The sequence below is a fragment of the Saccharothrix sp. CB00851 genome, from assembly GCF_001905065.1.
Taxonomy (GTDB): domain Bacteria; phylum Actinomycetota; class Actinomycetes; order Mycobacteriales; family Pseudonocardiaceae; genus Actinosynnema.
This window is the reverse complement of sequence record NZ_LWLC01000066.1, coordinates 40,659-61,993: the sequence shown is the minus strand read 5'-3', so window position 1 is coordinate 61,993 and position 21,335 is coordinate 40,659. Positions and strand designations below refer to the sequence as shown.

The following is a 21,335-nucleotide window of genomic DNA, read 5'->3' as shown; positions in this document are numbered from 1 at the left end:
CTACTGGACGGTAACTTAATGCCCGGGGGCGGCCGACGTCACCCTTCTCTATCATCCCGCAGGTGACCGCCTACGACGATCTTGACGCGTTCGAGCACCTGGACACCTCCGCCCTCCCGCACCGCCAGCAGCGGATCCTGGCGACGATCCGCGACTGGGTGGTCCGGCACGGGTACTCGCCGAGCACGCGGGAGATCGGCGACGCGGTGGGCCTGCGGTCGTCGTCCTCGGTGTCCAAGCACCTGGCGGCGCTGGAGGAGAAGGGTTTCCTGCGCCGCGGCACCTCGATGTCCCGGCCGATCGACGTGCGCCTGTTCCTGCACGAGCCGTCCGCGCGGGAGTCCGCCGAGGACTCGGTGCCGGTGCCCGTCGTCGGTCACATCGCCGCCGGCACGCCCATCGCGGCCGAGGAGCACGTGGACGACGTCCTCACGCTGCCCCGCGGGCTGACCGGGCGCGGCACCGTCTTCGGCCTGCGGGTGCGCGGTGACTCGATGGTCGACGCGGCGATCTGCGACGGCGACATCGTCGTCGTGCGGCAGCAGCACGAAGCCCACTCGGGCCAGATCGTCGCCGCGATGATCGACGGCGAGGCCACCGTCAAGGTGTACCGCCGGCGCAACGGGCACGTCTTCCTCGAACCGCGCAACCCGGCCTACGACGTGATCGACGGCGACGAAGCCGTCGTGCTCGGCACCGTCGTCTCGGTGCTGCGCAGCGTCTGACGCCGCGCGCTGCGGCAAACGGCGGATGCGCGGTGTCACGGCGTCTCATCCGAATGGCCTAATGCCTCGACGGTCGAGTGGATGCAGACTGAACCGTATTGAGACGGTGACCGCCTCGGTGCGGCCCGTCGTGGGCGGAGGTCGTCGATGGTCGGTATCGAGGCGGAGGGCCCGGAGGACCGCGGCCTGCGGCAGTACCTGCGGCTGATCGCCCGGAAGCTGGGGATCGACCTGGAGTCGTGCTGGTACGAGTGCGCACCGGACGCCATCGCCTACATCGCCCTCGACCAGCGGGTGCCGCGGCACCCGGACAACGACCTCGCGCTCGTCTGGGACGAGCACACCGGGTGGTGCGCCGGGATCGAGGTGGGCCGGGGAGCGGACCTGGTCCCGCTGACCTACCTGGGCCCGCCGGTGCTGCCGTCCCCGGAAGCGGTCACGGTGTTCGTGTCCGACCTGGTCGCCGGCCGTCGTCCCGACCACCCCGTGCCGCCCACCATGCCCGCCGAGGACCACTTGGCCGACCTGCTGGTCGAGTACGCCGACCGGGCGCCCGCCAAGGTGCTCTGAGCGGTTCAGTCGGCGGGGCCGCGTTCAGTCGGCGGGGCCGCGCAGGGTCAGCACGACCCGCAGCACGTGCTCGACCGCGGCCGGGAACACCGCACCCCGCAGCTCACCGCGCGTGGCGAGGTTGCGGGACGCGAAGCCGAGCATGCCGTCGTGCCCCACCCGCCGGACCACGAGCGCGGCGATCTCCTCCAGGTCGAGCCCGGGGTGGTCCAGCCGGGTCAGGGCGAACTCGACCACGAGTTCCTCGTCCGTCACGGCCCCTCCTCCCGACCCGGTCCAGCCTAGTGCGGCGCGGGACTCCCCGAAGCCGTGGTCAGGCGACTTCGGCAAGTCGCCTTGCGCCACCGCCGACTCGGTTAACCTCTGCCGGCGTGGACAAGGTCGGTGACCGCTACACCTCGCTGGAACGGCTCGGCAGCGGCGCGATGGGCGTGGTCTGGCGTGCGCACGACGAGCTGCTGCACCGGGACGTCGCGATCAAGCAGCTCCTGCTGCCCGGCCTGGCCGCGGACGAGGTGGACGAGGCCTGCCGGCGGGCGATGCGCGAGGCCCGCATCGCGGCACGCCTGCAGCACCCGAACGCGGTCGGCGTGTTCGACGTGGTGGTCGAGGACGGCAAGCCGTGCCTGGTGATGGAGTTCGTGCCGTCGCGCAGCCTGTCGGCCGTGCTCGCCGAACGCGGCGCGCTGCCGCCCGCCGAAGCGGCCCGGATCGGCGGGCACGTCGCCGCCGCGCTGGCCGCCGCGCACCGGGCCGGTGTGGTGCACCGCGACATCAAACCCGGCAACGTCCTGATCGGCGTGGACGGCACGGTCAAGATCACCGACTTCGGGATCTCCCGCGCGGTCGGCGACGTCGCCGTGACCAGGACCGGGATGCTCGCGGGCACGCTGGCCTACCTGGCGCCGGAACTGGCCTGCGGCGCCGACCCGACACCGGCGGCCGACGTGTTCTCCCTCGGGGCCACCCTCTACGCGGTAGTGGAGGGCGGTCCGCCGTTCGGCTCCAGCGACAACGACCTCGGGATGCTGCACCGGATCGCCGGCGGCCGGATCGTCCCGCCGACCCGGTCCGGCCCCCTCACCGTGGTGCTGACCAGGTTGCTGGCCAACGACCCGGCCACCCGCCCGACCGCCGAGCAGGCGAGCCGTGAACTGGCCGCCCTCGCCACCCCCACCTTCGCCGCGTCGACCACCGCCCCGCCGATCACGCCGCCGCCGGGCGTGCCGCGCCCGACTGCTCTGCCGCCGACCACCGCTGCGCCGACCACCGCGCCCACCGCCACCACGGACGACTACCCGACGGCCGAGGCGCCCACCTCCGACGAGACCACGACCGAAGCACCGCCCGAGACGACCGCACCGACCACGCCGGACGCCGCGCCGATCGCCGACTACGTGCGCGACCACTTCGCCAACCTCCCGCACGACCCGGCGACGGCCCGGGAGAACTGGGCGCCGGAGAACCGGCCGTCCGAGTGGGAGGACGACCAGTTCTGGGGCTCCTACTCCGACGTGACGCCGAGCGGCGAGCCGGAGGTGTCCGCCAACGGCGCCACCTACACCGCCCACGTGACGCTCGAGTTCACGCCACAGGGCGACGACGAACCGTTCACCGAGGACTACCGCCTGATCATCGTGCTGCGGGACGACCGGCTGCTCATCGTCGACCTCGCCCAAGCGTGACCCGTCACGACGACCACCACGAGAACCCGGACTCGCCGCGCACCGTCGCCAGCGCCTCGTCCCGGGTGCGGTGCAGCCGGAGCAGGTCCTCCATCTCGGTCATCCGGATCGGCCGCGCCACCGTGCGCCGCCCCGCCACCACGGCGAACCCGGCGCCCACCACGTCGGCCCGCTGCCGTGCCTCCACCAGCACCGCGATCCCCATCGACCCGAAGAACCCCACGTCGCCCAGGTCGACCACCAACGCCGACGCACGGCCGTTCAGGCAGGTGAACAGCGCCTCACGCACCTCGCGGAAGGTGTCGACGTCGAAGTCGCCGTGCACGGCGGCGACCACCACGCCGTCGTCACCGACGTCCTGCACAGTCACCGCCGGCTGTTCGACATCCCCGTGCACGCCGCTCCCTCACCCTGATCCCGGCTGCGTCACCGCCTCCCACCATTACCCGTTCGACGCCCGCCCGACACCGCCGTTGTGCCGACCCGACCGGAGTTCCCGCCACCCCAGCGCGCCGTACCAGAGCAGGACCGGCAGGTGCAGTACGTAGCCGACCTGCTCCGCGGCCACCGTCGGCCCGTCGAGCCCGGTCGTCCACGGCAGCACGACGGCGGCCAGGCCGCACAGCGCGGCGACCACCCCGCACGGCGCAGCCCGACAGGCAGGGCCAGGCACCGCACCGCCGCCGCGGTGGCCGCGACCCAGAGCAGCCAGGCCAGGTTGACCGTCCACTTGGCCGTGAGCATGACCGCCACGGCCACCGGTTCGGCGGCGGGTTCGGCGGCCAGCTGGGTCAGCGCGAGGTTGCCGGCGTCGTGCAGCAGGCCCGCCAGCCCCGCGCCGACGAGCAGCCCGGCCGGCAGCACCGTGGACGCCCGGACGGCCATCTGCGCGTCCACGGTGTTGACCTGGTTGGACGACCACCCGGTGGACGGCTTCGCGGCGGCCGTGGCGACGGGACGCGGCGGCGAGCCCCTGTCGTTGCCCGAGCGGAACGTGGTCGTCCCACCGTCGTCGGGCGTGGTCGGTGCGGGCCGGGAGCTGTTCGACTGGCTGCGCCGCCAACGACTGGCCGTCGTCGGGCCGACCGTGGAGGAGCACCTGGTCGACGGCGACGGCGCCGCGGTCACCGTGCTGGAGGTGCCGGTGGCGTGATCAGCCGCTGCCGAGGCAGACGAACGGCCGCCGCAGCGGGTCGACCGCGATGGCGTCCGCCAGGGCCACCGCCGGCCGCGCACCGGCGGCCAGGCTGCGGTGGTAGTCGTCCATCGCGGCGGCGCACGCCTGGTCGCCGACCCGGCTCAGCGGTGCGACCACCATCCGCGAGCCGCTGGCCAGCAGGGCACTGGCGAAGCCCAACGGCTCGTCACCGGGGCGGATGCGGTTGAGGGCCAGCTCGCACGCGGCCAGCACTACCTGCCGGGGCGGGTGGGCCAGGCCCGCCATCTCGTGCGCGTAGACCGGGCCGTCGCTCAGCTCCAGGCGGGAGAACAGGGCGTTCTCCGGCTCGTGCACGCCGTGCGCGGCCAGGTGCGCGATCTCCGCACCGTCCAACGCCTCCAGCACCGTGGCGACCGAGGCCCGCTCGCCCGACATCAGCGCCGCGGTGGCGTAGTGCGCGCCCAGCTTGTCGATCTCACCGACGGCGGCGGGCAGCCCCGGGCCGCGGACCAGCACGGTCCGGCCCGTCGAGCCGGTCTCGGCCCGGTCGGCGGCCAGCCACGCGGTGGCCGACGGCGCCACGACGGTCGGCCGCCCGTGCAGCGTCGGCAGCACACCCCACGGCACCGCGTACAGCGCGCCGGTCGGCACGACGACCAGCTCACGTTCACCGATCAGCTCCACCAACGGCCGGATCAGCTGCGCGTCGAGCCGGTCGGCCTGCTTGCGCGCCGACACCGACATCACCTGCACCAGCGGTTCCGGCAGGTGGTCCGGTGCCAGCGCGTTCAGGTCCGCGTTCAGCATCCGGGCGCTCTCCGCCGCCAGCTCGGCCGAACCGAGCCGGGCCAGCCGCACCTCGGAGTCCACCACGACCACCGCGACCAGGGAGTCCTCCGACGACGCGAAGCTGACCAGGGCGCGGTCGCCCAGCCGTGCCATCACCTCGGTCAACGCGGCGACCGGACGCGGGCTGCCCCACCGGCCCGTGTGCCAGCCGAGCCGGTTCGCCTCGCGCAGGCGTTCGGCCCGGCGGGCGCGCAGCGCGGCGGTCGAGTGGCCGTCGTGCTCGGCCTGGTGGATCGACTGCGTGAGGCTGCGGACCTCGGCGATCCGCTCGGCCAGCTCGGGGTTGTCCACGTGGGTCAACGGCTCGTACCGGTAGGTCTGCGCGCGGGTCCGCTCCAGCCACGAGAACAGCCGCCGGGCGTTGCCGCGCTCCAGGACCAGCTGGATCGCGAGCCCCGCGAGCTCCCGGCCGTGCAGCGCGGTGCCGGACAGCAGCTCCAGGCCGCCCATCCGGTCGCGCACGTGGTCGAGGTCGGTCAGACCGGCCCTGATCTCGGCGAGCGCGACGGCCCGCAGGCCGCGCGCGATGGCCAGCTCGGCCCGGCACAGGCGGCGCAGCATCCGGTAGTCGATCGGCGTGAGCTTCCCCGGCCGGGGCACCCGGTCGAGGATGTCGGCGGCGGCCGTCACGTCACCGCGCCGGATCTCCAGCCTCGCCGCCAGCATCCGCGCCAACGCCGCCTGCTCGGCCAACCGGGGCACGGGCAGCGAGTCGGCGAAGTCCAACGCCCGCCGGGTCACCGACCGCGGCACCCTCCCGGACCTCAGCGCCACCGCCGTGTCCACCCGCAGCCCGATGAGCGTCGCGTTCGTGACGCAGGTCTGGCACCCCCAACGCCGCATCCGCTGCCGGGCCGAGGAGGCCATGGTGCGGGCGAGGTCGAGGTCGCCGGTCATGTAGGCGGCCACGGCCCGGTACAGCTCGACGTTGCCCAGGTACCGGGCCACACCGCCCTCGGCGCGCAGCACGGTGAGCACGTTGTCGAGCTGAGTGCCTGCCTCGTCCGCGAGCCCGGCGTCCATCAGCGCCTGGCCCCGGTGCAGGCCGAGCAGCACCGGCACGTCGAGTCCCTGTGCGCGGTAGGCGCGCTCGCTGGCCTCGAAGCGCCGAAGGGCCGCCGGGATGTCACCGATCCGCATCTCCAGCAGGCCGAGCGCGAAGTCGGCGTCTGCCGCCCTGCCCGGCAACCCGTGGTCGGTGGCCAGGGTGAGCGCACGAGTCAGGTCGTGGCGCGCCTGGCCGATCGACCCCAGCCGGGTGTGCGCCGTACCCCTGCTCCACAGCGACTTCACGATCGGCTCGACCACCGACGGTGTCGGCTCGCCGCCCGCGAGCCGGCGTTCCTCTTGCTCGAGCGCGAAGCCGAAGAACGTGATGGCGTCCTCGATCATGCCCGCGTTCGACAGCAGCAGACCGTAGTTGTGCTCGACGCTCCCGCGCAGCTCCGCCTGCACGAGCGGATCAGGGACGCCCTCGATGAGCTGCCGAACCTCGGCCAGCCCGTCCAGTCCGGCGGCCGGACCGGAGGTCTCCGCGGTCAACGCCGCCATCGTCGAGGACAACCGGATCCGCGTCACGAGCCACTCGGACCTGATGTCCGGATCAGCGGGATCGACCGTCTCGGTGAGGCTCTGCCCGCGTAGCACCAACCGCACCGCATCGCGGTGCCGTCCCGCGCACGACGCTTCGACGCCGCTGCGATGCAGTTCGCGCGCTTGACGGATGACAACGGCTTCGTCGCGGGCAACGGTCACTGTCACCTGTCCATGACATCACAGAACGCAACCGAAAACCGCCCGCCGTCCCGGCTGACCGGGGCGGCGGGCGGTATCACGTTTGACAGATCAAGCGGATGACTTCTGCACGCAGCCACCGCTCACGCACATCGGCGACAGTTCGCCGTCCTCGTGCGTGTGGTCGTGGTCGTGCTTGTGGTCGTGCTGGTGTTCCTGCTGGTCGAGCTCGGTTTCCGGCGCGACCGGCGTGGTGGTGTCCTGGACGTTCTGGTCGTTCTCGTCCAGGAAGTCAGTTTCGGTGGGCGTAGACAAAACGATCTCCCTCCCCTGAGGATCTGTCTTGGCCGTGCAAGCGACTCAAGCGATTGCTCTGAGTCATGTTCGGCGGACCCCTCGTACCGCTCGAACAGGGCAATAGTGGCACAACGGCGTAACGATCGAGAGGGAATTTCGCACATCTGGTAGGCGACGCCCCTCTGCCGTGCGTAAACGACCCCAACTATCACCCATTCAGGTAACGCGCTGTCAGGGGTTCGGGGGTGCCTCCGCGGGCACTCCGGCGAGTCCCCACCCGGCGTCGGCGTCGAGGTGCGCGCGCAGCACGTCCAGGCACCGCCCCTTGGCCGGGCCGACCGCGCCGCGTCGCGTGGACAGCGCCCCGGCCACCGCCCGGTAGTCCGGCCGACCCGCCAGCACGGTGAGCCGCAGGAGCTCCTGGCACTTCTGCGACAGCCGACCGAACGCCCTCCACAAGTGCAGGTCACCCGCATCGAGCAGGGCGGCGTCCTCGGGCAGGCCGTGCTCGCTCACCAGCTCCGCCGGCTCGTCGTCCACCGCCGCTCGACGTCGGGCCGGTGTCCAGGTCCGCTGCGCCTCGCGGCGCGTCGCGGTGACCAGCCACCGGACCAGCGCGCGCGGGTCCTCCAGCCGTCCGAGGTGCCGCAGCGACGCGAGCCAGACCGTCTGCACCACGCCCTCGGCCGTGCCGCGGTCCAGCCCGTGCCCGCGCGCGACGTGCCACACCAGCGGTGTCAGGTCGGCGATCAGCGCGGCCAGGGCGTCGCGGTCGCCGTCACGCGCGGCGATCAGGCAGGCGGCGTGCCGCTCCGCGCCCGCCGAGTGCCGCCAGTCGGGATCCTGTGTACCGGGCAGTGCCACCACTCCCTTTCCGCCACCCGGATACACCACCACGACCGCGCGGCAAATCTGCCGCACTAATGCGGCGGGCACGCCGAGAAGCCCCGCCCTCGGGAGTCGAGGACAGGGCTTCTCGGCGCGGTCGGCGGTCTCAGGCCTCGTTGGGCTGGTAGCAGTCCTTAAGGCCGTCGGGCTTGGGCTGGTTGCCCGCGAACACGGTCACGACGTCCTGCTGCTTGAGGTTCTCGGGGTAGCCGGGCCAGTCGGGTTCCTGCCCGTTGACGTGCAACTCGTCCAGCCAGTAGCCGGCCTGCCCGGACACCTTGGCGAACTCCAGGTCGCAGCCCTTGACCCGGACCGTCACCTCGATGATCTTCTGCGACGACTTGATCGTCCGCTTGCCGACCTTCTTGCTCTTCTTCTCGGACTCGCTGCGCGGCTCGCCGACGGCGGTGAAGCCCGCCGACTTCAGCTCCGCGACGAACTCGTCCTCCTTGCTGGAGCACCCGACCAGGGACGCGCACAACCCCACGGCCAACAGCACGGACGCGACCTTCGTGTTCATGGCGCACAGCAAACCCGGCCGCCCGGACGCCCGCGACGAGCACGCTCAACCGTTATCGCGCTGTGACAGGTCCGGCCCGCAACCGGCACGTCCTCCGGCACGTCACAGTGACCGTGAAAATCTTGCTGCCGGCGCTCGTCACGTGCCTCGCCCTGGTCACGGCGTGCTCCACCGCCGTCGTGGGCTCGGGCACCCAGGCCGCGACCACGACGACCACCACGACGACCACCACGAGCAGCACGATGGAGGAAGCGGACCCGTCGCCCGCGCCCGTGCCGCTGCCGACGATCGACGAGGGCGCGCCGGCCCAGTACTGCGACGACGCGTTCCCCGGCGCCCTGGGCAAGCCGATGCTGGCCGTCGTCGTGGAGACCCCGTCGGGCCGGCTGACGTGCGACCAGGCCGCCGCGGTCCTGGTGGACTACTACGCCGAGCGCCGCGACCCGACCGCGGGCCAGCCGCCGCTGGTGATCGGCACGATGACGTGCGTCCAAGTGACCGAACCCGCCCTGCCCCAGGTCATCTGCACGGACCGCGACAACCTCATCTACTCGATGTGGCCGCAGACGTGACGCCCCGTCAGAACCGGCCGAACAGCCAGTGACCGGGCTTGTCCGGCCTCGGGTCCAGGCAGAACTCCTTGGTGGCCCGGACGATCTCATCGGTCTCGACGGTGCCGCGGTGGTTCGCGTCGAGGCGCTCGAAGAGGGTGCGGGCGTCGGCGTCGGGTAGGCCGCACCGGGTCGTCAAGGTCAGGAACTCGTCGCGTTCCACCACGCCGGTGCCGTTCGCGTCGACCAGTGCCAGCACGGCCGTCGCCAGCGGGCGGAGGGTCCGGTCGAACGCGGTGTGCGTGGCGCGGGCCGCCCAGGCGAGGAACTCGGCCTTGCCGACCCGGCCGTCCTGGTCGATGTCGGACTCGGCGGCCAGGGCCCGCCACAGGGCGCGGTAGCCGGAGCGGACGGTCATCGCGGTGGCCGAGCGCGGCGGGTGGCCGAACGACTGGACCAGGCGCAGCGCGAACACCTCGTAGTCGTCGCGCCGCAGGTAACCGTCGCCGGTCGCGTCCAGCAGGTCGAAGCGCGGCGACGGCGTGACGGGCGCGGGGGAGTGGCCGGCGGTGGTGGCCGCCCAGTGCGTCGCGTCGGGGTGGGCGGCGGTGAGGATCGTGCCGTGGTCGGCGTCCGGGTACGTCTCCAGGTGGACGGTGCTGCCCGCGGCGGCGATGTCGTCGGCGAAGTCGTGGATCACGGCCGGCGGCACGATCTCGTCGTTGCCGGCCGCGGCCAGGAACACCGGGCGGTCCAGGCGGGCGATCGGGACGCGGCACTCGTCGAGCACCCGTGCCACGTGGTCGTGGCGGGTCAGGTCGGTCATGCCGGTCTCGTGGTTGGTGGTCGCCTTGGTGGCGCGGAACATCTCCACCAGCGACACGCGCACGGCCAGGTCGACCAGGGTCGTGCCGCGCTCGGTGAGGAAGCCGTGCGTGAAGTCGGGGTACCGGGTGCGCATGCCCGCCAGCACGATCGGCACGAACGGGCAGACGACCGCCGCCGCGTCGCTCGTGCGGGTGGCGATCACGCGCACCAGGTGGACCGGTGGCGCGAGCGCGATCGTGCCCAGGAAGTCCAGTTCCGGCGCGTAGTCGGTCGCGATCAGGGCGGTGAACAGGGCCGCGTGGCCGCCCTGGGAGAAGCCCGCGACGAGCCAGCGGTCGGCGAGCGGGTGGTCGAGCTGCCGGGCGGCGCGGACGATGTCGATCACGTCGTCGGACACCGCCTCGCCGTTGAAGTACGGGTGCGGGCCGGGGGTGGCGAGGCCTTCGTAGTCGGTGGCGGTGACCGCGTAGCCGGAGGCGAGCCACGTCGCGATGTGCGCGCGTTCCAGCCGGAGCAGGCCGGTGCGCGACGGCGCGGTGCGGTCGGACAGGCCCGTGGTGCCGTGGGCGTAGCTGACGACGGGCCAGCCGCCGGCGGGAGGCGTGCCGTCGGGGACGAACACCGACCCGGTGACGAGGCGGCCCCGGCCGTCGTGCCCGACGCCTTGGTAGAACACGCGGTACGCGGCACCGGCGTGGTCCGGCCGGAACCGGTGCGCGAGCGGACGGGCACGGATCAACGTGCCGGGGCGTCTGACGGGTTCGGTTCCGGTGGAGGTCACGACATCAGGACGTTAGCGGCTCCCGATGTCCCCGATGGGGTGAACCGCGCCGGCGAACCGGGGCAGCGCCCCGCGTTCCGCGGCGACCATCGCGACGAGTGCTTCGAGCGCGCTGGCCAGCCAGTCGTCCAAGCGCGGCGCGGGCAGCCCGTCGGGGCCGGTGAGCCGGACGGTGACGGCGCTGCGACCGGGCGCGATGCGCAGGACTCGGAGCGTGCCGACGCACGTAGCCGCGGTGCGGTTGCCCCAGTCGATCCGGAGCTTGTCCCAGTCGACCGCGAACCGCCGCTCGACCACGCGCTCGCCCAGCCACAGCCGGACCAGGTCGGGCCCGTACCGCTCGACCTCGACGCCCGAGGGCAGCCAGGCGGACAGGTGCTCCAGGTCGGTAACGACGTCGAACACCGCCTCGGCGTCCGCCGGCACCGACGTGGTCCGTTCCGCGAACGTCGCCGCCACGTCCAGACCTTCGTGGACAGCAGTCCGGCGCGCCTGACCGGGTTCGGTGACCAAGGCTGCTCCCTCGTTCGGTCTCGACTCGCCGTCCATCCTGCGCCGAAGTCGCGGGTGGATCACCTGACGAGTACCTGACGAAACGTCACGTCACCGCGGGTGGTCGGCCGCCCGTGTCGAGGCGGTACCCGGCGCCGCGCACGGTCAGCACGAGCGCGGGCTCGTCGGGGTTGGCCTCGACCTTGCGGCGCAGCCGGCGGATGTGCACGTCCAGCAGCCGGGTGTCACCGAAGTAGTCGTAGCCCCAGACGCGTTGCAACAGCTGCTCGCGGGTGACGATCCGGCCGCCCGCGGACGCCAGTTCGACCAGCAGCCGGAACTCGGTCCTGGTGAGGTGGACCTCGGCGCCGTCGCGGTGGACGGTGCCGACGTCCGGCCGGATCTCCAGCCGCCCCACCTGCAGCACCTCGTCCTGCCGCCCGCCGCCGCGACGGCGCAGCAGTGCCCGGATGCGTGCCGCGAGGACGCTGGCGACCAGCGGCTTGGTGACGTAGTCGTCGGCGCCCGCCTCCAGCCCGGCGATGACGTCGGCGGCGTCGGCGCGGGCGGTGACGATGATGATCGGCAGGTCGCCGCGGGCGCGCAGGGTGCGGCAGACCTCCAGGCCGTCCACGCCGGGCAGCATGAGGTCCAGCAGCACGACGTCCGGCTCGGTGCCGGCGAGCAGGTCCAGGGCCTCCTCGCCCGACACCGCGTCGGTGACCTCGAAGCCCTCGTCGCCCAGCGCCAGCCCGAGGGCCTGCCTGATGTGCTCGTCGTCCTCGACCAGCAGAACGGAGAAGTCCATGACCACCCGATCCTGCCGCACCGGACCGGCACGCGCCGGAATCGCAAGGTGAACGCAAGGTCCAGGTGCGGCCCGGCTCACCGACCGCACCTGTGCCGCCCGGCCCGGTGACAGCGGGATCGCCCGGCCTGCCGACCGCGGTCCCGGCGCGCGACGCCGTCCGCGACCAGGAGCCCTTGCGGGGGTATGCGCGATCGCGGCGGATCTCATGCGTGATCGCCGCGCGTGATGGCGGCGGGCTTCACGCGTGATCTGCGCGGCGGGTGATCGAGGTCGACGGGTGAGCGTGCGGGATGTCGTTGGGCGGGAACGCGGCGGCGATGTGCTCGCCGAGGCGCTCCAGCAGCGGTTCGGCGTGGGTCAGGCAGTGGGACACGTCGGGTTCCAGGTCGGTGAGTGCGAACGCGTCGGCGAAGCCGGCGGCGGCCAGGTCGGCGCGGTCCAGGGTGCAGTGGCCGGTGGCGGCGATGGTGGTCGTGCCCGTGGCCCGTGCGGCTGCGGCGACGCCGGCCGGTGCCTTGCCGCGCAACGTCTGGTGGTCCAGGCGGCCCTCGCCGGTGACGACCAGCCGGGCGCCGGGCAGTCGGTCCGCCAAACCGGTCAGCTCCAGCACGAGGTCAATGCCTCGGCGCACCCGTGCGCCCAGCGCCAGCAGCGCGTAGCCCGCCCCGCCCGCTGCGCCCGCGCCGGGCAGTGAGGCGGCGGCGGGGGAGAGGATGTCCGCCCAGCGTGCCAGGGCGGCGTCCAAGGCGGCGACGAGAGTGGCGTCCGCGCCCTTCTGCGGGCCGTACACCGCCGCCGCGCCGTGCGGGCCCAGCAGTGGGTTGTCCACGTCGCACGCCACGACCAGCTCGACCTCGCCGAGTCGCGGGTGCAGGCCGGTGCGGTCGATCGAGTGGACGGAGCGCAGCGGCGAGGTGGTGAGGTCGAGCACGGTGCCGTGGGCGTCGAGCAGGCGAGCGCCGAGCCCGGCCAGCAGGCCCGTGCCGCCGTCGGTGGTGGCGCTGCCGCCGAGGCCGACGACGATCGTGCGGTTACCGGCGTCCAGCGCCGCGGCGACCACCCGGCCGGTGCCGAGGGTGGAGGCCGCAGCGGCGCGGTCCGGAGTCGCGGGCACGTCCGCGACCAAGCCCAGACCGGACGCCTCGGCCAGCTCCACGACCGCCACCCCGTCCCGCGACGCATAACGGACCTCGACCGGACGGCCCAGGGGATCGGTCGCCATCACGGGCACGGCGGCGAAACCGGCGGCGAGCAGGGCGTCGACCGTCCCCTCGCCGCCGTCGGCCACCGGGTGCTCGTGCACGTCCAACCCGCGGCGGCGCAACCCGCGTGCCAGGGCGGCCGTGGCCTGGCGTGCGGACAGCGAGCCCTTGAACGAATCCAACGCGACGACCACGTGGCCGGCCGGAGGCGGGAGGAGAGGTGGCGCGGGTGGTCGAGGTGCGGTCACCGGACTATGGAAAGCGCTTTCCAGCGATCCTGTCAAGTGGCCCACCAGCCGCCACCCCACCGACCTTGACGCACCGATGCCCGCGCTGAATACTGCACGGAAAGCGCTTTCCTCGCAAAGGAGTCCGCGTGGACAGGATCGAAGTCCCGGAGCTGTCGCTGTGACCACCACCCTGACCGCGCACCACGACCTCGGTTCCGCGCTGACCGTGTCCGCCGGCGACATCGATTTCCTGCGCTACGTCTACCTGCCCGACACGCCGCAGCTGGAGTCGCCCAAACCCTTCCTGCACCCGATCCGCACGCGAGCGGGACGGGTGGTGAGCCTGTTCCGGCCGCACGACCACGTGTGGCACAAGGGGATCGCGTGGTCGCTGCCGCACGTCGGCGACGACAACTTCTGGGGCGGCCCGACCTACGTGCGCGGTCGGTCCTACGTGCAGTTGGACAACAACGGCACCCAGCGGCACCGGCGCGTGGTCGACCTGGGCGTCGAAGACGACACCGCCTGGTTCACCCATGAGCTGGACTGGATCACCCAGTCCGGGCACACCGTGATCACCGAACGTCGCACGATCACCGCCACCCTGCTGTCCGACACGGCGTGGGCGCTGACCTTCGACACCACGATGACCAACACCTCCGGCCACGACATCGCGTTCGGCTCACCGACCACGCACGGCCGGGAGAACGCCGGGTACGGGGGCCTGTTCTGGCGTGGCCCGCGCTCGTTCACCGGCGGGAACGTCGTCACGCCCGAAGGCGTCGGCGGTGACGAGGTGCGTGGCCGGCGCGCGGAGTGGATGGCGTTCGCGGGTCGGCACGACGGCGACGAAGCGGAGTCCCTGGTCCTGGTGGTCGACCACGACGCCAACCCGCACCACCCGCCGCAGTGGTTCACTCGATCCGTGGAATTCGCGTGCCTGAACCCGGCGCCGTTCTTCAGCGAGGAGCTGGTCGTGGCGGACGGCGACACCGTGCGGTTCCGCTACGGCACGGGGGTCGCCGACGGCGGCGCGAAGGACGCGAAACCGCTGGCCGACGCCGTGCGCGAGGCACTGCGCCGGACGGTGTCGTGAGCACGTTCCCCGGCGGCACGTCGTTGTCGTTCCTGGACGTCTACGACGACGCCGCACCCGACGGGGTCGTCGGCGGCAGCCCGCACCTGCACCTGGCCTCGACCGAGTGCTACGTCGTGGTCGGCGGTGAGGGCGAACTGCACGCGGTGACCCTCGACGGCTGCCGGGAGATCCCGCTGCGCCCCGGCGCCGTGGTCTGGTTCACCCCCGGCACGATCCACCGCGCGGTCAACCACCGCGACCTGCGGGTGGTCGTCCTGATGGGCAACGCCGGGCTGCCCGAGGCCGGTGACGCGGTGATGACGTTCCCGCCGGACGTCGTCGCCGACCCGGACCGCTACCGCGCCGCGGCGACCCTGTCACCCCGGTCGACGGAGGCCGAACGAGCCGCCGACGCGCGCCGACGCCGCGACCTGGCCGTCGAGGGCTTCCTCCCGATCCGCGACGCCATCCGTGCCGGTGACCGGGCGCCGCTGCGAAAGTTCTACGCTGCCGCCGCGGCCCTGGTCCGGCGCCGTGCCGGTGCCTGGGCGTCGATCGTGCGCGACGGTCCCCTCGACCAGGCCGAGGCGACGCTCGCGCTGACCGGCCACCTGGCCCTGGGCGTGGCACCGCACCTGGAACGCGCGGCCGTGCGCCAGGCGCCCGCACCGGAACGGGCGTTCGGCATGTGCGGACGCCTGAGCCCGGTCGACGTCGGCCCGCCGCCCGCCGCCGAGCACCAACCGTCGAGAGCAGCGGACAAGGAGCCCTCTTCGTGACCTACACCTGCGCGATCGTCGGCACGGGCGCGATCGCCGGCGCCCACGCCACCGCGATCACCGAACTGCCCGGCCGGGCCCGGCTCGTCGGTGCCGTCGACGTCGAGCCCGAGCGGGCGGCGGCGTTCGCCGAGACGTGGGACGTGCCCACCTACCCGACCCTGGCCGCGTTGCTCGACGCGCAGCGGCCCGACCTGGTTCACCTCTGCACGCCACCGGGCTCCCACCTCTCCCTCGCGCTGGAGTGCCTGGCGGCCGGCGCGGCCCCCGTGGTCGAGAAGCCGCCCGTGCTCTCGCTGGCCGAGTTCGACCGCCTGCGTGCCGCGGAGGCCGCGGCCGGGGTGCCCGTGGCGACCGTGTTCCAGCACCGGTTCGGGTCCGGGGCCGTGCGGCTGCGGCGCCTGCTGGCCGAGGGCGTGCTCGGTCGGCCGCTGGTGGCGTCGGCGAACACGTTGTGGTTCCGGGACGACGACTACTTCGCCGTCCCGTGGCGGGGCAAGTGGGAGGTGGAGGGCGGCGGACCGACCATGGGGCACGGCATCCACCAGTTCGACCTGCTGCTGTCGGTCCTCGGCCCGTGGACCACCGTCACCGCGATCGCGGAGCGCCAATCCCGGCCGACCGACACCGAGGACGTCTCCGCCGCGCTCGTGCGCTTCGACTCCGGCGCCGTGGCGACCGTGGTCAACTCCCTGGTGTCACCGCGCCAGACCAGCCAGCTGCGCTTCGACTTCGAACACGCCACCGTCGACCTGGAGCACCTCTACGGCTACACCAACGCCAACTGGTCGCTGACCGCCGCCCCCGACGTCACCTCCGCGTGGGACCGCGACCAGACCGACCTGCCCAGCGGCCACACCGCCCAACTCGCCGCCGTGCTCGACGCCCTGGACGCCGGCGAAACCCCACCGGTCTCCACCGCCGACACCAGGGTGACGATGGAGTTCGTCGCCGCCGTCTACGCCTCCGCGTTCACCGGCCGCACGGTGCACCAAGGCGAGATCACCGAGGGCCACCCGTTCTACGACAGCATGGCCGGCACCGGCGCACCCTGGCTGAACGGGGGTCAGCCGATGGTGACCACCCGTGCCCAGGCGGGTGGTGTGTCCGGCACGTAGTAGGGATCGTCCTCGTCCGACGGGCGCGGTCGGGGGAACAGGCCCACGACCGTGCGGCAGGGTGGACGGGTATCGGGCCAGGGCGTCTGCCCGTCGGTCAGGGCGACGATCACGTCCGGGCGGGGACTGCCGCGCAAGGCCTTGGCGAAACCGGTGCGCAGGTCCGTGCCGCCACCGCCCACCAGCGTGATCCCCTCGGCACGGCACAGCGGATGCGTGATGTGGGCGGCGGCGTCGCACGACAACACCGAGACGAGGTCACGTCGCCCTCCCACGGCGCGGCCGATCGCGGCGATCTCGACGATCGCGCTGCCCAACTCGGTGTCGCTGACCGATCCGGAGGTGTCGACGATGACGCAGACCCGGGGCGGCCGGCGGCGCAGGCTCGGCAGGACGACCCCGGGCAGGCCGGCCGACCGGCGGGAAGGCCGACCGTAGGTGTAGTCCTCGCCCACACCGGGACCGGACACCGCCGAACGCACCGCCGCCCCCAGCAGGTCACGCCACGGCTGCGGTGGGTGGAACGCCTCCTGAGCCCACCGCTGCCAGCCCTTCGGCGCGCATCCCGGGCGGGCGGTGATGCCCTGGGCGACCCGGAACCGGACGGCGTCCCGTTCCTGCGCGCTGAGCCCGTGGGCCCCGTCCGGCCCCAACTCCCAGTCGCGGTCCAGCCCGTCGGCGCCGCTGCCGCAGTCCAGCCAGGCGAACCCGTCGGTGTACGGCCCGAGCCGGAACTGGCGCAGGTAGTCCTCCATCAACTCCCCGTCGGGCAGCCTGAGCAGACCCGGCCGGACCGCGCCCGCGGGCTCGGCCAACCCGTCGCCGTACACGTCGTCGTTGATCTCGAAGTCCGCGGCGATGTTCATCCGCAACCGCTCTCCCGGCCCGGTCAGCCCGTGCCGCGCCGCGAACCGGTCGCCGCGCCCGTGGTGGTCGCGCAGCAGGTGGGACACCTCGTGCACCCAGACCCCGGCCAACTCCTCGACCGGGGTGCGGTCCACGAACGCGGGCGAGACGTAGCAGCGCCAGTGCCGGTCCACCGCCATCGTCGGCACCCGCTGCGATACCACGGTGTGCAGGGCGAACAACGCCGTCGCCAGGTACGGCCGGCACCGGACCGCGTGCAGCCGGGCGGCGAAGAGCTTCTCCTCGTCCAGGCTCACCGGCGGCCACCCGCACCGACCGCCGCCCGGTCGGCTCGCTGGGACACCGACACCGCCCCGGCCAGTCGCTCGATCGCCGCCGGTACCTGCCAGTCGTCGCGGCGCAGCGCGGCGAGCGTGGCCGCCGGTACGACCACCAGGTCCGGTGCGCCGGTCTCCAACGCCAGGACCAGCAGCGACCACGCCGCGTCCCAGCGGGACCGCTCCGGCCTCTTGCGCACCGCCTCCACCACACCGTCGAGCACGGTCTGGCGCAGGTCACCCCGTTCGGGCAGGACGGCCGCCGCCGGATCCGCGAGCAGCACCTCGGGATCGGGCAGGTCCATCCGGTCCAGACTGGCCAGCAACTCCAGGCCCGGTCCGTCTCCCACGGCGCCCCGGACCAGCATCGACAGCACCTCCCGGGAGACGTCCGCCGCGGTGGCGAACGCGACCAGCCGCAGTGCCATCTCCCAACTGCGCGGTGAGGGCCACGGACCTCCGCGGCCCGCTTCGTTCTTCGGCAGTTGGTGCACGAGTCCGGGACGGGCGGCCAGGAGCCCGCACACCGCCCGGCGCGCGAACGCCACGGCGTCGTGCAGCCGCCCCGGGTCCAGCCTCGGCAACGCCGCGCGGGGCCATGTCCCGCCCAGCCCGCGCACCACGACGTCGTGGTCGTGGACCCACTGGAGGTGGACGAACCGGTTGGCCAGCGGTGGGCTCAGCTCCCAACCGTCGGCCGCGGAGGAACGCGGGTTCGCGGCGGCCACGATCCGGACACCCGGCGGAAGTCGCAACGCCCCGATCCGGCGTTCGAGCACGACGCGCAGCAACGCGGCTTGCACGGCCGGCGGCGCGGTGGACAGCTCGTCGAGGAACAGCAGCCCGTGACCGGCCCGGACCAGGCGCACGGCCCAGTCCGGCGGTGCCATCGGCACACCCTGCACGGCGGGGTCGTCACCGACCACCGGCAGACCGGAGAAGTCGGAGGGCTCGTGCACGCTGGCGATCACCGTGGTCAGCGGCAGGTCCAGCGCGTCGGCGAGCTGGTTGAGGGCCGCGGTCTTGCCGATCCCCGGCTCGCCCCACAACAGCACCGGCAAGTCGGCGGACACGGCCAGGGTCAGGGCTTCCAGCTGCGTGTCGGCACGCGGTTCGGTGGTCGTGTCCTGGAGCAGGGCGAGCAGTTCGGCGGCGGCGTCCAACGGGCGGACGTGGGCAGGGATGTCCATGGCAGTAGGCATGTTCGATCACCTCTGGGGTCGAGTCGGGGGCGTGCGTCGGCGAGGCGCGCACGCGGGGTACGGGGGTCAGCGATGAGTCGCGTGGCGCGGGCGTGCCCGGTTGTCCGGGCGGCGGGCGTCCCGAGTGGACGGAGCCGGTCCGCCGTTGACGAGTCCGGCCCGGTACAGGCCGTGGGCGACCCGGCGGCGCACCGCGGTCTCCAGCTCGTCGCGCAACGCCCCGCTGCGCAGCAGCACGTCCGGTCCGAGCAGGGCTTCGACGGCGGCGAGGGCACCGGCGGTGTCACCGTGGTCCAACCGGGCACGAACGTCCACAAGGGACTCCGGGTGCCGGTGTGCGTCGTCGATCGCCCGCAAGCACGGCAAGGCGGTACCGCCCAACGCGACCAGCAACTCCTCGCGGCGGACCTCGTCGGGGTCGTGGTCGAACGGGACGAGCACCCCGTCCACCACGCCGATCCGGTGCGTGGCGCCACGGCACTCGACCTGGCGCACGTTCCCGGAGCTGTCCGGACTCCGTGCCGTGCCCGGTCGGTGGTCCGGCAGGAGTGCCGACGCGACCAGCGGGTGCAGCCGGTCGGCATCGATCAGCCCCGCGCGGAGCAGCTCCAGGTCGGGCAGCACCCACGTCGCGGCGTCGGGCAGGACCGGCCACCCACGACCTCGCCGCGGAGTCGCCGTGATCCTCGGCGCGGATGTCGTCCCCAGGTTCAACGCCAGCCGACGCCTGCTGTCGAGCCGCACGGTCACGACGCTGTCCGCACAACCGTCAGCACGCAGCAGCAACGCGGCCTCCGCCACCCAACGGTCCACGGCCAAGCCGTTCGGCCGGGACCACTGCCCAGCCCGCTCCCGCAGTTCACCGACCCGGCGCACGTCCCAGAGGTGGCGGTGCAGGTCAAGGCGGAACCGCCGGTCCGGCCGGGGGTGGGGGTGCAGGCCCGCGCCGTCCCCGGGCCGGGACGGCTCCCACAGCGCGAGGCTGATCCGCTGACCCGCGTCCGCCCACGCCGGCGGCGTACGCGCCACGAGGTGCATGGCCACGTGACCGTCCGGCGTCGGCGGGTACGCGGCCAGGGATACGGTGAGCCCCGGCCGCAACAGGCCGTCCGGGGCGATCCTCGGGAAGTGCCAGCGAAGCAGGTCGGGAGCCAGGTGACGCAGGTCGGCCCGGATCCGAGCCGCGAACTCCCGGCCACGGGTGCGACCCAGGGCCCGCAGGTTCAGATCCACATCGACGCGGGCGGCGGCACAGGCCCCGGCCCAGTCGCCCACCGCACGGCGGGCTGTCGCTGACTCGATCATCGACGTCGGCACGGCGAACTCGCGCACGTGCGACCAGAAACGGAGGCGGACGTTCTCGTTCGCGGTCAAGGGGCGCATCAGCACTCACCTTGTGCGAACGGAACCCCCGATCTGCTCATGTAGGTAACCATCATGGCGAGCGTATCAGGATCGACGCGCCCCCGGTCCAGTGTTCGACTCACCTACTCGGCCACCGGCGTGCCCGCCAGCGCCGTGAGGGTGTCGCGCAGGGCGGCCGGGTCCGGGGTGCCGGTGAAGACCTTGGCCACGTGACCGTCAGGCCGGACGAGGACGGTGTCGGCTCCCGGTGCGGCCGGGGCGGTGACGCGGACGCGGTCTTCCCAGCCGGTGACGTCGCCGGTGCCCACCAGCACGAAACGGCCGCCGCGCAAGGCTTCGGACAGCCGGGTGCCGTCGGCGAGGGGCGCGTCGGGCATCCGGGTGCCGGTCAGCCGGTGTTCGCCTGCGGCGTGCCGGTAGCGGAAGCCCAGGGCGGTCAGGCGGCCGGTGAGCTTGCGGTGGACGGCGGGGACGCGCAGGGCGGTGCCCGGCGTCTCGCGCAGCCGCACGTCCGCCAGCATGATCGACTTGAGCACCGACTTGCCGGGGAACGGCTGGCCGAGCGCCTGGCGCACCGCGCTGTGGAAGCCGTCCGTGCCGACCACGTAGTCCGCGCGGTACGTGCCCCCGGCCGTGTCGACCTCGGCACCCGTGGCGTCCTGGCGCACGGCGGTCACCGCCGCGTCGTACACGATCCGCGCCCCGGCCTCGACCGCCCGCGCCAGCAGCGCCCGCTCCACGTTGTACTGCGGAGTGATCAGCATGTACGGGAACCGGCTCGGCAGCCTGCCGAGGTCCACGTGCACCCGCTCGAACAGCCGGATGTCGGTCACCCGCCCCACCCCGGTCCGGTCCACCTCCTCGACCAGCCCGCGGGCGTCGAGCTGGGAGCACGACGACACGCTCATGGCGCTGCTGCGCGCGGCGGTCACCAACCAGGCCGCGGCCGAGCGCATGCGCGAGCTCTTCGCCGCCCAACTCGGACCCGCGGTCGCGGCGCTGGTCACCGATCCGGCCGAGGTGCCGGTGCGGGCCGGCCTGGTCGCCACGCAGGCGCTCGGGTTCGCGCTGACCCGGTACGTGCTGCGCCTGCCGCCGGTCGTCGAGCTGGACCGCGCCGAGGTCGTGGCATGGCTCGGCCCGACGATGCAGCGGTACCTGACCGGCGCGCGATAGCCGCCCACCTCTTGTGAGCGCTCACAGAAGCCATCCCACGGCCCCGAGCTGTCCCTACCGTTGCAAAACATCTCTTGACGGTCAAGTCTGTTAACGCTCACACTCCCCGTT

General features: G+C 73.2%; 24 protein-coding genes. 9 read left to right on the top strand and 15 right to left on the bottom strand.

Features of this window, described 5'->3' with window-relative positions; genetic code table 11:
- Positions 1–62 precede the first annotated feature (62 nt).
- Together lexA and A6A25_RS41175 are read left to right on the top strand one after the other, a co-directional pair.
- Entirely contained in the window at positions 63–725 is a 663-nt protein-coding gene (gene lexA, locus A6A25_RS41180; RefSeq protein WP_073899954.1) for a transcriptional repressor LexA, read from the top strand.
- Between the two features lie 147 nt (positions 726–872).
- Entirely contained in the window at positions 873–1,295 is a 423-nt protein-coding gene (locus A6A25_RS41175; protein ID WP_083669091.1) for a DUF6292 family protein, read from the top strand.
- Positions 1,296–1,319: 24 nt separating this feature from the next.
- On the opposite strand, the gene A6A25_RS41170 is transcribed toward A6A25_RS41175, so the two are convergent.
- Complete coding sequence (locus A6A25_RS41170) at positions 1,320–1,550, bottom strand: hypothetical protein (RefSeq protein WP_073899953.1); 231 nt, start codon at positions 1,548–1,550, stop codon at positions 1,320–1,322.
- A 116-nt stretch (positions 1,551–1,666) separates the two neighbouring features.
- On the opposite strand from A6A25_RS41170, the gene A6A25_RS41165 reads away from it, so the two are divergent.
- Entirely contained in the window at positions 1,667–2,980 is a 1,314-nt protein-coding gene (locus tag A6A25_RS41165; RefSeq protein ID WP_073899951.1) for a serine/threonine-protein kinase, read from the top strand.
- Positions 2,981–2,984: 4 nt separating this feature from the next.
- Here A6A25_RS41165 and A6A25_RS41160 read toward each other — a convergent pair whose 3' ends face one another.
- On the bottom strand, positions 2,985–3,350 hold the full coding sequence (locus tag A6A25_RS41160; RefSeq protein WP_158073917.1) for an STAS domain-containing protein: 366 nt from the start codon (positions 3,348–3,350) through the stop codon (positions 2,985–2,987).
- A gap of 72 nt (positions 3,351–3,422) precedes the next feature.
- Positions 3,423–3,617 (bottom strand): hypothetical protein, encoded by a 195-nt coding sequence (locus A6A25_RS41155; protein ID WP_073899949.1) that lies wholly within the window; start codon positions 3,615–3,617, stop codon positions 3,423–3,425.
- 51 nt (positions 3,618–3,668) lie between these two features.
- Here A6A25_RS41155 and A6A25_RS41150 point away from each other — a divergent pair, with 51 nt between their 5' ends.
- A complete protein-coding gene (locus tag A6A25_RS41150; RefSeq protein WP_073899947.1) occupies positions 3,669–4,133 on the top strand; it encodes a hypothetical protein in 465 nt (154 codons plus the stop codon).
- Here the strand turns inward: A6A25_RS41150 and A6A25_RS41145 are convergent, their stop codons facing one another.
- The 4 genes from A6A25_RS41145 to A6A25_RS41130 all read right to left on the bottom strand — a co-directional run bounded on the left by A6A25_RS41145 (position 4,134) and on the right by A6A25_RS41130 (position 8,427).
- Entirely contained in the window at positions 4,134–6,539 is a 2,406-nt protein-coding gene (locus A6A25_RS41145; RefSeq protein WP_241829211.1) for a CHAT domain-containing protein, read from the bottom strand.
- Between the two features lie 294 nt (positions 6,540–6,833).
- Positions 6,834–7,037 carry a hypothetical protein gene (locus A6A25_RS41140; protein WP_073899943.1) on the bottom strand — a complete coding sequence of 68 codons (204 nt, stop codon included), beginning with the start codon at positions 7,035–7,037 and terminating at the stop codon, positions 6,834–6,836.
- 213 nt (positions 7,038–7,250) lie between these two features.
- A complete protein-coding gene (locus A6A25_RS41135; protein WP_241829197.1) occupies positions 7,251–7,883 on the bottom strand; it encodes an RNA polymerase sigma factor in 633 nt (210 codons plus the stop codon).
- Positions 7,884–8,013: 130 nt separating this feature from the next.
- A complete protein-coding gene (locus A6A25_RS41130; protein WP_073899939.1) occupies positions 8,014–8,427 on the bottom strand; it encodes a hypothetical protein in 414 nt (137 codons plus the stop codon).
- Between the two features lie 113 nt (positions 8,428–8,540).
- Between A6A25_RS41130 and A6A25_RS41125 the strand changes: the two genes are divergently transcribed.
- A complete protein-coding gene (locus A6A25_RS41125) occupies positions 8,541–8,999 on the top strand; it encodes a hypothetical protein (protein ID WP_143193746.1) in 459 nt (152 codons plus the stop codon).
- A gap of 7 nt (positions 9,000–9,006) precedes the next feature.
- On the opposite strand, the gene A6A25_RS41120 is transcribed toward A6A25_RS41125, so the two are convergent.
- From A6A25_RS41120 to A6A25_RS41105, 4 genes are all read right to left on the bottom strand, one after another.
- Positions 9,007–10,587, bottom strand: coding sequence for a lipase family protein (locus tag A6A25_RS41120; RefSeq protein WP_073899935.1), 1,581 nt, complete (start codon positions 10,585–10,587; stop codon positions 9,007–9,009).
- 12 nt (positions 10,588–10,599) lie between these two features.
- Complete coding sequence (locus A6A25_RS41115) at positions 10,600–11,100, bottom strand: SRPBCC family protein (protein ID WP_158073916.1); 501 nt, start codon at positions 11,098–11,100, stop codon at positions 10,600–10,602.
- Positions 11,101–11,185: 85 nt separating this feature from the next.
- Complete coding sequence (locus A6A25_RS41110) at positions 11,186–11,887, bottom strand: response regulator transcription factor (protein WP_073900220.1); 702 nt, start codon at positions 11,885–11,887, stop codon at positions 11,186–11,188.
- A gap of 241 nt (positions 11,888–12,128) precedes the next feature.
- Positions 12,129–13,340 (bottom strand): glycerate kinase, encoded by a 1,212-nt coding sequence (locus A6A25_RS41105; protein WP_241829196.1) that lies wholly within the window; start codon positions 13,338–13,340, stop codon positions 12,129–12,131.
- Positions 13,341–13,500: 160 nt separating this feature from the next.
- Between A6A25_RS41105 and A6A25_RS41100 the strand changes: the two genes are divergently transcribed.
- The 3 genes from A6A25_RS41100 to A6A25_RS41090 are packed head-to-tail and all read left to right on the top strand — an operon-like array spanning position 13,501 to position 16,297.
- The gene (locus tag A6A25_RS41100; RefSeq protein WP_073899929.1) at positions 13,501–14,418 is read left to right on the top strand and encodes a PmoA family protein; all 918 of its coding nucleotides are present in this window, start codon (positions 13,501–13,503) and stop codon (positions 14,416–14,418) included.
- Positions 14,415–15,179: a cupin domain-containing protein gene (locus A6A25_RS41095; RefSeq protein WP_073899927.1), complete on the top strand. Its 765-nt coding sequence runs from the start codon at positions 14,415–14,417 to the stop codon at positions 15,177–15,179. The genes A6A25_RS41100 and A6A25_RS41095 overlap by 4 nt, the downstream gene beginning before the upstream one ends.
- On the top strand, positions 15,176–16,297 hold the full coding sequence (locus A6A25_RS41090; RefSeq protein WP_073899925.1) for a Gfo/Idh/MocA family protein: 1,122 nt from the start codon (positions 15,176–15,178) through the stop codon (positions 16,295–16,297). The genes A6A25_RS41095 and A6A25_RS41090 overlap by 4 nt, the downstream gene beginning before the upstream one ends.
- Here the strand turns inward: A6A25_RS41090 and A6A25_RS41085 are convergent.
- The 4 genes from A6A25_RS41085 to A6A25_RS44505 all read right to left on the bottom strand — a co-directional run bounded on the left by A6A25_RS41085 (position 16,246) and on the right by A6A25_RS44505 (position 20,956).
- Positions 16,246–17,460: a vWA domain-containing protein gene (locus tag A6A25_RS41085; RefSeq protein ID WP_073899923.1), complete on the bottom strand. Its 1,215-nt coding sequence runs from the start codon at positions 17,458–17,460 to the stop codon at positions 16,246–16,248. The two genes, A6A25_RS41090 and A6A25_RS41085, sit on opposite strands and share 52 nt — an antisense overlap.
- A complete protein-coding gene (locus A6A25_RS41080; RefSeq protein ID WP_073899921.1) occupies positions 17,457–18,683 on the bottom strand; it encodes an AAA family ATPase in 1,227 nt (408 codons plus the stop codon). The genes A6A25_RS41085 and A6A25_RS41080 overlap by 4 nt, the downstream gene beginning before the upstream one ends.
- Before the next feature lie 66 nt (positions 18,684–18,749).
- Entirely contained in the window at positions 18,750–20,066 is a 1,317-nt protein-coding gene (locus A6A25_RS41075; protein ID WP_073899919.1) for a hypothetical protein, read from the bottom strand.
- 104 nt (positions 20,067–20,170) lie between these two features.
- Positions 20,171–20,956, bottom strand: coding sequence for an FAD-dependent oxidoreductase (locus A6A25_RS44505; RefSeq protein WP_241829195.1), 786 nt, complete (start codon positions 20,954–20,956; stop codon positions 20,171–20,173).
- Here A6A25_RS44505 and A6A25_RS44500 point away from each other — a divergent pair.
- A complete protein-coding gene (locus A6A25_RS44500) occupies positions 20,955–21,224 on the top strand; it encodes a TetR/AcrR family transcriptional regulator (RefSeq protein WP_073899915.1) in 270 nt (89 codons plus the stop codon). The two genes, A6A25_RS44505 and A6A25_RS44500, sit on opposite strands and share 2 nt — an antisense overlap.
- The last annotated feature ends 111 nt before the right edge of the window (positions 21,225–21,335 follow it).